Here is a 12,292-nt window from a genome sequence, read left to right as displayed (position 1 = left end):
GGAACTTTCGCTTATCTACACACCCCTACAGGCGACATCCCACGAAAAATCCGGGCTAGAGTCGCGGCTATGCCCACTGTCCTGGTCACCGGCGCCGCCCGGGGAATCGGCAAGTCGATTGTGAAGCACCTGGCCGCGGCCGGTTGGGACGTCATCGGTGGGGTGCGCAACCCCGCCGATGCCGACGCGTTGGCGATGCTGCCGCGGGTCAGTCCGGTCACCCTCGACGTCACCGATGACGCCCAGGTCGCTGCGCTCGCCGACGCACTGCCCGCCCGGGTCGACGCGGTGGTCAACAATGCGGGCATCGCGGTCAGCGGACCGCTGGAAGGCTTGACTCCCGCCGAGATCCGTCGGCAACTGGAGGTCAATGTGGTCGGCCAACTCGCCGTCACGCAGGCGGTGCTTCCGCTGCTGCGCGAGTCGCACGGCCGGATCGTGTTCATTTCCAGTGTGAACGGCCAACTTTCGGCCCCAATGATGGGCGCCTACAGTGCGTCGAAGTTCGCCCTGGAGGCGGCTGCCGATGCGTTGCGAATCGAGCTGCGGCCGTGGGGCATCGCGGTCAGCGTGGTTCAGCCGGCGCAGACCGACACCGACCTGTGGCGCGATGCGGATCGCAGTGTCGTCGAGATGGCGGCCGCGCTGTCGCCGCAGCATCGTGCGCTGTACTCCAAACATGTTGCGGGGATGCGTAAGTCGATCCCGGCGTCGCAGCGCATGGCGGTGGACCCGGAGAAGGTGGCCGCGGTGGTGCTCCAGGCGCTCACCGCCGCCAAGCCCCGGGCGCGGTACCCCGTGGGCCTGCCCGCCGCGCTGCAGATGACCCTGATGACCAAGCTGCCGACCCGCGCCCGCGACGCGGTGCTGCGCCGGGTACTCGGCCAGCCCTGACATCGCTGATCAGTTGAAGGCAAGCCAGGCGGGCAGCGCGCGCTCACGCGAATCGCACAGCACAGCCATCGTGTCGCACGACCCCTTCGGCACACCGGCACCGGCCCACATGCCGCCGGTGTCGCGGCGAAGCACGATCGCCGACGAGCCGCCGCCGTCGAGCAGGATGGCGGTGTCGCTGCCCAAACCCCGGAACAGATCCTGGATCTGATCCGGGGTGTAACTGCCGCCCTGGAACACGTACATCTCGTCCTTGTCGCGGGCGTAGGCCAGCGCGGTGCGGGCGGCGCTGGGCCCGCCGTCGTTCATCTGCCCGGTGTCACCCGGGGCCAGCAGGCCGAGCCCGCTGACCGCGACGAAGCGAGTGCCCTTGTCCAGCAGGCCTTGGATCACCGGGGTGGCGGCGTCGTAGTCGGTGGGCGATTTGGGCGTCACGACAAACGGCGCCCCGGCGACGGGCAGGATCATCGTGGTCAGCGCGGTCCACACTTCGTCGCCGCCGGACAGCGCCTGCTTGCCTGCGTAGGCGATGGTTCCGGTGACCGCGGCATTGGCCCGGCCCTGTCCCCGGGTGTTGTCGACGTACGCGCCCAGCGGGGAGCTGCACCCCGTCGACTTCCACGAACCGGCTTGCTGCCCACGGACATCGAAGAAGTTGGCGTTGATCGCGATGGTGGGCTGGCCGAGTGCCTGCCAGGCCTGTAGGGGGGTGTAGGTCTCCGAGGCCTGCACCAGGCCCTCCCGAGTGCGGGTGCCGGGCGTTCGTTCACAGCGCGCCTGATAGCCGGAGTGGCTGTCGACGAGCAGTCGCGGCGTCAGCCGACTCGAGGCCGCCTTGATGATCATCAGGTGGCCGCCGTTGGTGAGCTCGTACCAGTTGCCGCCGGCATTGAGCATCGGTGCGGGGAAACCGCTGCCGAAGTTGTACACCAGGTAACTGCCGCGGGTGGTGGCGATCGCCTGGGCCAGCTGCGCGCGCGCATCGGCCGCCGCGACGGGAGTGCCGGTGGTGGCTGCCAGGGTCAGACAGCTCACCGCGGCCATGCTGCCCGCGACCAGGCGGCGCAGCTTCGCGGCGATGGTTGGCACAGTTGCCCTTTCATGACGGTCGGTGCTCTACGGCACGTACACCATCATTCTCAGCAACCACACAGTCAACTTAGGTAACAGTCTCGCGGCGGTTCGGCACCGGCGTCGTCACGACCTGCAGCAATGCACTTCGACGACGGAAATTTACGCGGGAACGGTTATCCGTGCGGTGAGTGGGGAACCACTGATCCACGCGGTGCCCGCCTGGGCCCGCCGGAACATGAGGAGCAGCAATGATCGGAACGATTATCGGAGCCATCGTCGTCGGCCTGATCGTCGGCGCGCTGGCGCGACTGGTTATGCCCGGTAAGCAGAACATCGGCATCATCATGACGATCCTGCTCGGTGCGGTGGGATCCTTCTTGGGCTCGTGGATCACCTATCAGGTCGGGTACGCCAACTCCAACGGCGGATTCGCGATCATCCCCTTCCTGGTCGGAATCGTCGTCGCCGCAGTGCTGATCGCGATCTACGTCGCGGTCACCGGACGCGGCAGCCGAGTTCACCACTGAGCGGTCAGCGGCCCGGTGGCGCAAGCCGGTACACCGCCCCGGCGTAGTCGTCGGTGATGTACACCGCGCCGTCCGGGCCGGCGACAGCAGCAACGGGTCGCCCCCAGCGCGAGCCGTCCTGGTCCTGGAAACCTCCGACCAGGGTCTGCTGAGAACCCAAGGCGCCAGCCAAAGGGCCTGCGCGCCAAGCGAAGAACGAAACCTCCGGCGCTCTGGGAGGGGTACGGTTCCACGAGCCGTGCACCCCGACCAGGGCGCCGGAGTCGTATGGGGCGGGGAGCGCTCCGGTGGTGAAACTCAACCCCAGCGGTGCGGAGTGCGCACCGAGGGTCTGCTCCACCGGCGGAAGCGCCGCGCAGTCGAGCTTGCTGCCGTCGGCGTTGGTCTGGACGTCCCGCACGAACGCCGGCGGCCCATCGATGTCGGGATTGCAATAGGGCCAACCGAGTTCGCGTCCCGGCGTCAGCCGCGCCACCGACTCCGGCGGGTGATCGTTGACGTAGTCGGTGACTCGGGAGTACGACGGCCCGGGACGCGGATCGGCAACCTGGTCGCGATTGTTGACCGCGGTCCACAGCGCTCCGTCGGGCGCGGTCGCGAGGCCGGTCCCGTTGCGCACGCCGGTGGCGAACGGCGCCGCCGGACCGCCCCCGGGCGGGACCCGCATGATCGTCGCCCGCGGCGGTTGCGCCGTCCGATCGTCGGCGGTGATGTTGCCGGTCGAGCCGATCGAGAAGTACACCGCGCCGTCGCGACCGACGGTCACGCTTTTGAGGGCATGGGCATACGCCCCACCGAGATCCGGACTGCGAGCGTCGGGCAACCCGGCAGCGACGACGCGGGGGCCATCGGCCCGGGTGCCGCGATAGTCGAAGGCGTCGATCTGATCGCTTTCGGCCACGTACAGCGTGCCGCGATCGAAGGCCAGGCCGTGCGGCTGGTCCAGCCCGTCGAGCAGGACCGTGCTCTGTGGTTGAGGGCGATCGGGTGCCAGTCGCAATACCTGGCCCGCCGCGGGGACCGACACCAGCAGCGCCCCGTCCGGTGCCCAGGCCGCCAGCCTGGCCCGTGGCACCCGGGCCCACACCGACAGTGTCCAACCCGGCGGGACGAGGGCTTGGCGCGGCGTGTCGAACGGCGCGGTTTCGAGGCCGGCCGGGACGACCACGGCGACCGGCGCCAACCCGGTGGGAGCCGAGGCCGGGGGAGCCGGCGGCGCGGAATGTCCGCACGCCGCGGTCAGCACCGCGGCGGCCGCGCAGGCGGCCCTAGCCCGCCAGCCCGGCATGCATCTCCCACACGAGAATCTCGGACGGCGCGGTGGCGGTGACCCGCTGGCCGCCGGCGGCGGTGAATCGCACTGCGTCGCCTTCGTGCAGCTCGCCTGCGCCCTCGAGCGTCACCTCGCCGCGCGTAACGAACAGGTGCAGGTAAGGAGCCTCGGGCAGCTCAACGGCCGCACCGGGTTGCAGCCGGGCACCGTGCAATGCCGCGTATCGGTTGCGGATGGCGATCGCGGTGTGGCCGTTGTGCTCGGGCATTCCGGAGGCGATCGTCACCAGCCCGCCGCGCAGCAACTCGTCGTCGATCTCCAGCTGCTGATAGCCCGGATCGATCCCGGATTCGTCGGGAACCAGCCACATCTGCACGAAATGAACTGGCTCACTGTGGGTTTCGTCGCCGGTGAGCGTCCAGGAGTCGTTCTTCTCCGAGTGCAGGATGCCGCGGCCCGCCGACATCCGCTGCGCCAACCCCGGGTAGATCACGCCGGAGTGTCCGGTGGAGTCCTGGTGGACCAGGGATCCCTGCAGTACCCAGGTGACGATCTCCATATCGCGGTGCGGATGGGTGTCGAATCCTGTTCCGGGCTTGACGATGTCGTCGTTGTTCACCAGAAGCAGGCCGTGGTGGGTGTTGTCGGAGTCGTAGTGGTGCCCGAAGGAGAACGAGTGCTTCGAGTTCAGCCAATCTATCTTCGTCGCAGCGCGGTCGGCGGCACGTCTGATGTCGACGGTTGCGGCCATGTCATCACCCCTTGGGTCGTTGCCAGCCTAGGTGGCGGGCTGCTCAGCGACAACATAGATGACGTGTCATGTATTCCGGTATGGTGAGCGGTATGGCCCAGCGTTGGTTGACCGGCGACCAACAACGGATCTGGCGCAACTACCTGGCGTTGAACGGCCGCCTGCAGGCCGCGATGAACCGCCAGCTGCAGGAACGGTGCGGACTGTCGCTCGCCGATTACGAGGTGCTGGTTGAACTTTCCGAGCGAGGACCGGCCCGGGTGCTCGAGCTGGCCGGGTCGCTGGGCTGGGAGCAGAGCCGGCTCTCCCATCACCTCGCCCGAATGCGGGGCCGTGGCCTGATCGAGCGGAACGGCACCGAGCAGGACCGCCGCGGCGCCAGTGTCGAGATCACCGCTGACGGAAACGACGCGCTGCACGCGGCAGCCCCCGACCACGTCGCGCTGGTTCGTTCGGTGCTCTTCGAAGGGATGACGCAGACGCAACTGCGAGCCTTCGACACGGTGATCACCACGGCGCTTGACCGGCTCGAGGGCACCTAGTTGTTGCGACGATTCAGAACTCAGAGCGAGTTTTTCACAAAATTCTCGCTCTGAGTTCTGTCTCGATATCAATCAGTCCGTGATCGACGGCGTGACCGCCGCACTCAATCAGCCGGCCATGAACATGGTGTAGGCCGACTCCAGATCCGGCGGCAGCACCGTGACGTTGCACGCGCGCTGAGTGTCGCCGATCGGGGCCAGGATGCCGCGCAGGTCGTAGTACTCGCCAGGGTTCCCGGTGAAATACCCGCGCACATTGGCTTCGGCCTGCGGGCGGGGCTGGGTGTATGCCGCAGTCAGAACCTGATTGGCGCCGGGATGTCCAGCCAGGTACTGGTGCGCCGAACCGGTCACCGAGCTGACTGTGCTGGCGACTCCGGCGCTGCTGCAGTCCGGTGCTGCCGAGGCCATCGGCGCAGCCATTGTGGCCACCGCCATGCCCCCCATGAGCAAACCGGTGCCCACGGCCGCGACCCTTTTGCTTGACGCGATACCGCTGAACTTCATGATCACTTCTCCCTCCGACGCGCGGTCGGTGATTGGTTCCCCCGTCCTGAAACCCAAAGTACCCATGAGGTTTTGCGGCAAACCCGCGCGCGGCGACGGGGGATAGCCGAATTGCGAAGTGTTACAGCCCAACCCGGTGACATGTCTCTCAAAACGAGCCAGACCGCGTCGCAAACGTTGCGTGGGCTCTGAGAAGACTTATCGGGTACGCCGGTCTCTTAATTGATCGCGAAGAACGGTGTTATCCAACTGTGACGCGGGCAAACGCTCGGCTACCTGCGGATGAATTACCAAGGGAATTGACGGTTTTGACAGTTACTCGTGGCCGGTGGTGCCGGTGTGGCCAGCGTTGTCCAGGGGTGTGAGATGGCTTGCAGAATGCCGTGAGCCGGCTCCGAAGCGCATACCGATCGGGGGGATCGGGTAGACGCCGTCACGAGGTGCAAACCCCGCGCCGGCACGAATCCGTCAACGCACCAGGGGAGAGACACAATGACAGAACCCGATACGACTACCTTGCTGGCCCAGCTGCGGGCCATTCTCGATCTGACCAACACGGAAGTTCAGATCGCCGAGACCAGGGTGACTCAGGCTCGCACCGACGCGGTGCGCACCGAGCTCACCCAGAATGCGGCCAACGGCCGCGAACGTGCGGAGGCCATCGAGAGCGCGATCCGCGACCTCGGCGGATTCCCGGACGTCATCGGCCCGTTCTTCGGGCGCGCCGCCGCAGCCGTCAAGGCACTGACCGAGCAGGCGCAGCCGTTCGACGAAGCCCTATTGGGTGACCTCGCGCTCGAGGGGCAGCTGCTCGACCGCGCCCGCTACATCAAGGCGCTGGCGGTGGCCGCTCGCAAGCCCGACATCGAAAGCCTGGCCAACCGTCTGATCACGGCACACTCCGCGACCGTCGACTGGCTGACCACCGTGCTGGCCGAGGACGCGCTGGGCGGCCCGGCGGCGCTGCGCCGCACGCCGCTGCAGATCCTCACCGGTCTGACCGTTCGGGTGGCCAACTGGCCGATGATCTCGTCGGCTCGCGGTATCGACCGCGCGCTGGAGGCACTGCGCAACACCCGGCCTGCCGTGGACCAGTTGGTCAATCGCGGCGCCCACGCCGGTGAGGTCGCCGTCAAGGCCGCGGCCGGCGCCCGGGACGCGGCGCTGGAATCCGCCGAGAAGGTGGCGCGTCGCGAAGGCGCCGACGGCGCGGCCGACGCGATCCACTCGCTGCGGAGCTCCACCGGCATCCTGTCGCCGGAGGAACTGCCGATCGCCGGCTATGACGAGCTCAACCTCAGCGAGGCTGTCGCCGCGGTGAAGGAGCTGCAGGATGCGGCCGACATCCGGGCGATCATCGCCTACGAAGAGGCCAACAAGAATCGTCAGCGGCTGGTTTCGGCTGCCCAGACCCGGCTGGCCGCAATCGCTCAGGAAATCGTCGGTATCGACTGACCGCCCAGGGCCGCGCGCCGTGCCCGATGATGGTGAGGTGTTCGTACACCGGAACCGCAAAGTCGCCATCATCGGGGCCGGCAGCGTCGGCACCGCGATCGCCTACGCCTGCCTGATCCGCGGATCGGCAGGCGTTTTGGCGCTCTATGACACCAACCCGAAAAAGGTGCGTGCCGAGGTCCTCGACCTCAACCACGGCAGTCAGTTCGTTCCACACTGCACCGTGACAGGTTCCGACCAGATCGACGTCACCGCCGGGTCGGCGGTCGTCGTGGTCACCGCCGGGGCCAAACAACATCCGGGACAGAGCCGGCTGGACCTGGCCGCCACGAATGTGGCGATGGCGCAAGAACTCACGCCGCAGCTGCTGGAGCTGTCCCCGCACGCGGTCATCGTGTTCGTCACGAACCCGGTCGACGTCGTCACCTACGCCGCCGCACAGGCCGTCGACGCGCCGACCGGACGTATCTTCGGATCGGGAACGCTGTTGGACAGCAGCCGGTTTCGGTACCTGATAGCTCAGCGCGCGGATCTCGCGGTCGGCAACGTACACGGGTTCATCGTGGGTGAGCACGGCGACTCCGAGATTTCGCTGTGGTCGAGCGTCTCAATCGGCGGTGTGCCCGCCGCGCAGTTCCGCGCCGAAGGTGCGGCGGTGTTCGACGAGGCGACTCAGAAGGCCATCTCAGCAGCCGTGGTCAATGCCGCGTACGAAATCATCGAGGGCAAGGGCGCGACCAATCTGGCGATCGGCCTGTCCACCGCGCGCATCATCGAAGCGGTGCTCGGAGACCAGCACCGGGTGCTGCCGATATCCACAGTCCAGCGCGGTGCCTACGAAATCACCGATGTGGCACTGTCATTGCCGACCGTTGTGTCGGCTGCCGGCGCCGGTGAGGTGTTGCAGGTTCCGCTCGCGGTTCCCGAACTCCTCGGGCTGCAGGCCTCGGCGACCACGTTGCGACAAGCCCAGCATTCCCTGGGGCTGTAGCGGCTACGGAGAGCTAAAGCACTTCCGGCAGGCCGAATTTCGCGAACAAGCTGGCGTCCAGGAACGCCACCACGTGCGAGATGCCGTCGGCGCGCATGTCGAGGACGTGCAGCTGGAACGGCACATGCCGGCCGCCGGTATCTGGGAGCCGCATGTACATCGCCGCAGCGGGCTGGCCGTTGGCGGTGAGCGGCAGCAGCCGCATGTCGCCGGCCTTCTCCGCAGGGCAGTTCTGGTGAATGAGCGCCCCGATGACCGGGCCGCCCTGATACCAGCCGTCGAACGGCGGCATCTCCCAAATCGCTTCGTCGGTGAACATTTTCACCAGTCGATCGATGTCGTAGTCCTCGAAAGCCGAGATGTAGCAGGCCAACTTTTCGCGTGCCTCATCGGACTCCGGCGGCGAGAGTTCGTCGTCCTGGCTGGGACCGACGGTCTCGAGCTGGGCGCGCGCCCGCTGCAGCAGACTGTTTACCGCGGCCACCGAGGTGTCGATGGCGTCGGCCACCTCGGCGGCGCGCCACTGCAGCACATCGCGCAGCACCAGCACGGCGCGCTGGCGCGGGGACAGGTGTTGCAGCGCCGCGACGAACGCCAGCCGGACCGATTCCCGGGACCCGACGATCACCGACGGGTCGGCCGGGTCCTCGTACAACGAATCGGGAAGCGGCTCCAGCCAGGGCACCTCGGCACGCTCGACGAGATCGTCGTGCGGGTTCGAACTCGGCGCGCCCAATCCGGTCGGCAGCGGCCGCCGCTGCCTGCCTTCCAGCGCCGTCAACGAGGTGTTGGTGGCGATGCGGTGCAACCAGGTGCGCACCGACGACTTGCCCTCGAAGCGGTCATAGGACTTCCACGCGCGCAGGAACGTCTCCTGCACCAGATCCTCAGCGTCGTGCAGCGAGCCGGTCATCCGGTAGCAGTGCGCCAGCAGTTCGCGGCGGTACGGCTCGGCTTGAGCCAGGAAATCACCCCGGCCGGGGTCCAGCCCGTCATCGAGATTATGGGCGAGCACGCTCACCGTGCCGAGCTTACGCACGAGCACCGACAGCCGGAACCGGCGTGTGCACGAGCACCCCGTTAGGCTCCCCTGATGGTCACAACGCGCACCGAGCGGACGTTCGACGGGGTCGGCGGCGTCCGCATCGTCTACGACGTGTGGACACCAGACACCGAACCGCGCGGCGTCGTCGTCCTCTCGCACGGCCTCGGTGAACACGCCGGCCGCTACGGCCACGTCGCCGAGCGCTTCGGCCAGGCGGGGCTGATCACTTACGCCCTCGATCACCGCGGGCACGGCCGCTCCGGCGGCAAGCGGGTGATGGTGCGCAGCATCGACGAGTACACCGGGGATTTCGGCACCCTGGTCGCGACCGCCACCGCCGAGCACCCGGATCTCCCGCGCATCGTGCTGGGCCACAGCATGGGTGGCGGCATCGTTTTCACCTACGGGGTGGAACACCCGGGGGACTACGACCTCATGGTGCTGTCCGGCCCGGCGGTCGCCGCCAACGTCGGCGTACCACCCGTCAAGGCCTTTTTCGGCAAGGCGGTGGGCTCGCTGCTGCCGAACCTGCCGGTCGAGGAACTCGACGCCAGCGCCGTGTCCCGCGACCCCGCGGTGGTGGCCGCCTACAACGCCGACCCACTGGTGTGGCACGGCAAAGTTCCCGCCGGCATCGCCAAAGCGCTGCTGAAGGTCGGGGAGACCATGCCGCAGCGGGCACGCGGGCTCACCGCACCGCTTCTCGTCGTCCACGGCGGCGCCGACCGGCTGGTTCCCGCTGCCGGCAGCGAACGGTTGGTCGAGTGCGTCGGCTCGTCCGACGTCAACCGCAAGGTCTATCCGGAGCTCTATCACGAGGTGTTCAACGAGCCCGAGCGCGACCTGGTGCTCGACGACGTGACCACCTGGATCGAAGCAAGGCTGTGAGCCTGCGCCGTCGCCTCGCCCTTGCGGCGATGGCTGTGATGCTGGTCGCCGGATGCTCGTCGAACAGCCAGTCGGCCAACGCCTGGGTCGAAGACGAGGTCACTTTCGACGCCGCCGGGCTGACCGTGCACGGCACCTACCGCCACCAGCACGCTGACAAGCAAGCGCCGGCGGCGCTGCTCATCTCGGAGAGCGGACGCACGGACCGCAACGGCGACAACAACGTCGCCGGGCCGATCGGCAACATGCGCCAGCTCGCCGAATACCTCTCCGACCACGGAGTGGCCTCGCTGCGCTACGACAAGGTCGGCACCGGAAAGACCGGTCTGGGACCGTACGCCGACCACCCGGCCGACGTCGGCAGCGCCGTCTACACCACCGGGGCGAAGGCCGCGGTGCGGTTCCTGGCAAGCGAGGCCGCCACCGACAAGAACCGCATCTCGGTCTACGGCCTCGGCGAAGGAACCGTGCACGCGATGACGCTGGCCGACGACACCTCCGCCGACGCCCCCAAGATCCACTCCGTGGGTCTGTTGCAGCCGCTGGCCGGCCGCTACCTCGACCTGATCACCAACCGGGTCAGGGCCGACGTCGCGGCCGCGGTCAAGGCGGGACAGAAGAACCAACAGCAGGCCGACCAGACGATCGCGGCATGGACCGCCGCCGTGGAGCAGGCGCGGAAGACCGGCACCGCGCCCGCCCAACTGCCCGACGGTCTGAGCGCGATCCTGAACCCCGGCAACGTCAAAGCGGTCGTCGAGTCAGACGCGATCGACCCGCTGAAGCTGGCCGCGGCCATCCCCGCCGCCACCCCGGTGCTGCTGACCTGCTCGGACTCCGACGGTCAGGCCAACTGCGCGGACATCACTCCGCTCGCCGACGCTCTGGAGCACACGTCGTTGTCACTGGTCGCGCTCAAGGGCGTCAACCACGTACTGCGCGACGACCCAAGCGACAACGTCGGCAACTACGCGAAGCCGGGACCGCTGTCACCGCAGCTGACGGCGGCGCTGAACGGGTTCATCAACAGTTGACTCATCTGCCGGCGCACCGATGTCACGGGGCTCGGCTAGGTTGCCAAGCGTGACCGACGACAAGATGCTGGCACGTATCGCCGCGCTCCTGCGCCAGGCCGAGGGCACCGACAACGCCCACGAGGCGGAGGCGTTCATGGCCGCCGCCCAGCGGCTGGCCACCGCCACGTCGATCGATCTGGCCGTCGCACGGTCGCATTCAGCCACCCGCAGTGCCGCGCAGGCGCCGACTCAGCGCACGATCACCATCGGGGAGCCGGGTGCCCGCGGTCTGCGCACCTACGTGCAGTTGTTCGCCGGGATCGCCGCGGCCAACGATGTGCAGTGTGACGTCGCGTCGAACTCGGCGTTCGTCTACGCCTACGGGTTCGCCGAGGACATCGACGCCAGTCACGCCCTGTACGCGAGTCTCGTCGTGCAGATGGTGCGGACCTGCGACGCCTACCTGGCCACCGGCGCGCACAAGCCGACGCCGACGATCACCGCGCGGCTGAATTTCCAGCTGGCATTCGGCGCCCGCGTCGCCCAGCGGCTGGCACAGGCGCGGGAGGAGGCCCGCCAGGAGGCCACCCGCGATCGCACGACCGCGCCGGGAACCGCTGTGGCGCTGCGCAACAAGGAACTCGAACTGCGCGAGCACTACCGCCAGACGTCCAAGGCGCGCGGTACCTGGCGGGCCAGCCGTGCCTCCGCGGGGTATTCCTCGGCGGCCCGCCGCGCGGGGGACCGTGCGGGCAAGCAGGCCCGATTGGGGTCCAGCCCCGAGTTGCCGGGGGCGCGGACCCGGCTGCCGCGGTGACGGCGCGCGACAGTCAGCGCTCCCGCGTCTACGCGGCCGAAGAGTTCGTCCGGACACTCTTCGACCGTGCCGCCCAACACAGTTCACGCACCATCGACTTCTTCGGCACCCAGCTCACGCTGCCCCCGGAGGGACGGTTCGCCTCGATGCCGTCGGTGCAGCGGTACGTCGACGAGGTGCTCGCGCTACCCGCGGTGACCTCGCGATGGCCCGCCCCGGGCCCGCTCACCGTGCGACCCCGCCGCGCCGCCACCGCGGCCCATTACGAAAACAGCGATGGCACAGGAGTTATCGCCGTTCCTGACCGCTCGACCGCTGACTGGGCCATGCGAGAACTGGTGCTGCTGCACGAGATCGCCCACCACCTGACCCCGCAGGGTCCCGCCCACGGTCCGGGATTCGTCGCGACGTTCTGCGAGCTGGCCGCGCTGGTGATGGGACCGGAGGTGGGCCATGTGCTGCGCGTGGTGTACGCCAAGGAAGGTGTCCGCTGACCGGCGCGGTGGAGGATA

The 12,292-nt window shown here is 68.1% G+C and carries 14 protein-coding genes; 9 read left to right on the top strand and 5 right to left on the bottom strand.

The window, feature by feature from the left end:
• Nucleotides 1–69: 69 nt before the first annotated feature.
• Nucleotides 70–894 carry an SDR family oxidoreductase gene (locus tag CRM90_RS15705; protein WP_102807875.1) on the top strand — a complete coding sequence of 275 codons (825 nt, stop codon included), beginning with the start codon at nucleotides 70–72 and terminating at the stop codon, nucleotides 892–894.
• Between the two features lie 9 nt (nucleotides 895–903).
• Here the strand turns inward: CRM90_RS15705 and CRM90_RS15700 are convergent, their stop codons facing one another.
• The gene (locus tag CRM90_RS15700) at nucleotides 904–1,983 is read right to left on the bottom strand and encodes a phosphodiester glycosidase family protein (protein WP_102807874.1); all 1,080 of its coding nucleotides are present in this window, start codon (nucleotides 1,981–1,983) and stop codon (nucleotides 904–906) included.
• A 233-nt stretch (nucleotides 1,984–2,216) separates the two neighbouring features.
• Here CRM90_RS15700 and CRM90_RS15695 point away from each other — a divergent pair, with 233 nt between their 5' ends.
• Nucleotides 2,217–2,495, top strand: coding sequence for a GlsB/YeaQ/YmgE family stress response membrane protein (locus tag CRM90_RS15695; RefSeq protein ID WP_102807873.1), 279 nt, complete (start codon nucleotides 2,217–2,219; stop codon nucleotides 2,493–2,495).
• A 4-nt stretch (nucleotides 2,496–2,499) separates the two neighbouring features.
• Here the strand turns inward: CRM90_RS15695 and CRM90_RS15690 are convergent, their stop codons facing one another.
• Nucleotides 2,500–3,783 (bottom strand): PQQ-dependent sugar dehydrogenase, encoded by a 1,284-nt coding sequence (locus CRM90_RS15690; protein ID WP_102807872.1) that lies wholly within the window; start codon nucleotides 3,781–3,783, stop codon nucleotides 2,500–2,502.
• On the bottom strand, nucleotides 3,764–4,519 hold the full coding sequence (locus CRM90_RS15685) for a pirin family protein (RefSeq protein ID WP_102807871.1): 756 nt from the start codon (nucleotides 4,517–4,519) through the stop codon (nucleotides 3,764–3,766). Before CRM90_RS15685 ends, CRM90_RS15690 begins: the two co-directional genes overlap by 20 nt.
• A 92-nt stretch (nucleotides 4,520–4,611) precedes the next feature.
• On the opposite strand from CRM90_RS15685, the gene CRM90_RS15680 reads away from it, so the two are divergent.
• Nucleotides 4,612–5,061 (top strand): MarR family winged helix-turn-helix transcriptional regulator, encoded by a 450-nt coding sequence (locus tag CRM90_RS15680; RefSeq protein WP_102807890.1) that lies wholly within the window; start codon nucleotides 4,612–4,614, stop codon nucleotides 5,059–5,061.
• 108 nt (nucleotides 5,062–5,169) lie between these two features.
• On the opposite strand, the gene CRM90_RS15675 is transcribed toward CRM90_RS15680, so the two are convergent.
• Nucleotides 5,170–5,568, bottom strand: coding sequence for a heme-binding protein (locus CRM90_RS15675; protein WP_102807889.1), 399 nt, complete (start codon nucleotides 5,566–5,568; stop codon nucleotides 5,170–5,172).
• A 492-nt stretch (nucleotides 5,569–6,060) separates the two neighbouring features.
• On the opposite strand from CRM90_RS15675, the gene CRM90_RS15670 reads away from it, so the two are divergent.
• Nucleotides 6,061–7,023, top strand: coding sequence for a hypothetical protein (locus CRM90_RS15670; RefSeq protein WP_102807870.1), 963 nt, complete (start codon nucleotides 6,061–6,063; stop codon nucleotides 7,021–7,023).
• Between the two features lie 37 nt (nucleotides 7,024–7,060).
• On the top strand, nucleotides 7,061–8,014 hold the full coding sequence (locus CRM90_RS15665) for an L-lactate dehydrogenase (RefSeq protein WP_102807888.1): 954 nt from the start codon (nucleotides 7,061–7,063) through the stop codon (nucleotides 8,012–8,014).
• A gap of 13 nt (nucleotides 8,015–8,027) precedes the next feature.
• Here the strand turns inward: CRM90_RS15665 and CRM90_RS15660 are convergent, their stop codons facing one another.
• Nucleotides 8,028–9,035, bottom strand: coding sequence for a sigma-70 family RNA polymerase sigma factor (locus CRM90_RS15660; protein WP_233209347.1), 1,008 nt, complete (start codon nucleotides 9,033–9,035; stop codon nucleotides 8,028–8,030).
• A 72-nt stretch (nucleotides 9,036–9,107) separates the two neighbouring features.
• On the opposite strand from CRM90_RS15660, the gene CRM90_RS15655 reads away from it, so the two are divergent.
• Genes CRM90_RS15655 through CRM90_RS15640 form a run of 4 tightly spaced genes read left to right on the top strand, consistent with a single transcriptional unit; the run spans nucleotide 9,108 to nucleotide 12,274 of the window.
• Nucleotides 9,108–9,947: an alpha/beta hydrolase gene (locus CRM90_RS15655; RefSeq protein WP_102807869.1), complete on the top strand. Its 840-nt coding sequence runs from the start codon at nucleotides 9,108–9,110 to the stop codon at nucleotides 9,945–9,947.
• A gap of 29 nt (nucleotides 9,948–9,976) precedes the next feature.
• The gene (locus CRM90_RS15650; RefSeq protein ID WP_102807886.1) at nucleotides 9,977–10,981 is read left to right on the top strand and encodes an alpha/beta hydrolase family protein; all 1,005 of its coding nucleotides are present in this window, start codon (nucleotides 9,977–9,979) and stop codon (nucleotides 10,979–10,981) included.
• Between the two features lie 49 nt (nucleotides 10,982–11,030).
• Nucleotides 11,031–11,780, top strand: a complete 750-nt coding sequence (locus CRM90_RS15645) for a DUF2786 domain-containing protein (protein ID WP_102807868.1) — start codon at nucleotides 11,031–11,033, stop codon at nucleotides 11,778–11,780.
• The gene (locus CRM90_RS15640) at nucleotides 11,777–12,274 is read left to right on the top strand and encodes a TIGR04338 family metallohydrolase (RefSeq protein WP_102807867.1); all 498 of its coding nucleotides are present in this window, start codon (nucleotides 11,777–11,779) and stop codon (nucleotides 12,272–12,274) included. The genes CRM90_RS15645 and CRM90_RS15640 overlap by 4 nt, the downstream gene beginning before the upstream one ends.
• Nucleotides 12,275–12,292 lie beyond the last annotated feature (18 nt).

This window comes from Mycobacterium sp. ENV421 (genome assembly GCF_002887815.1).
In the GTDB taxonomy this organism is placed as follows: Bacteria; Actinomycetota; Actinomycetes; order Mycobacteriales; family Mycobacteriaceae; genus Mycobacterium.
The sequence above is the reverse complement of the archived record's forward strand: the minus strand, read 5'-3'. Positions and strand labels throughout refer to the sequence as shown.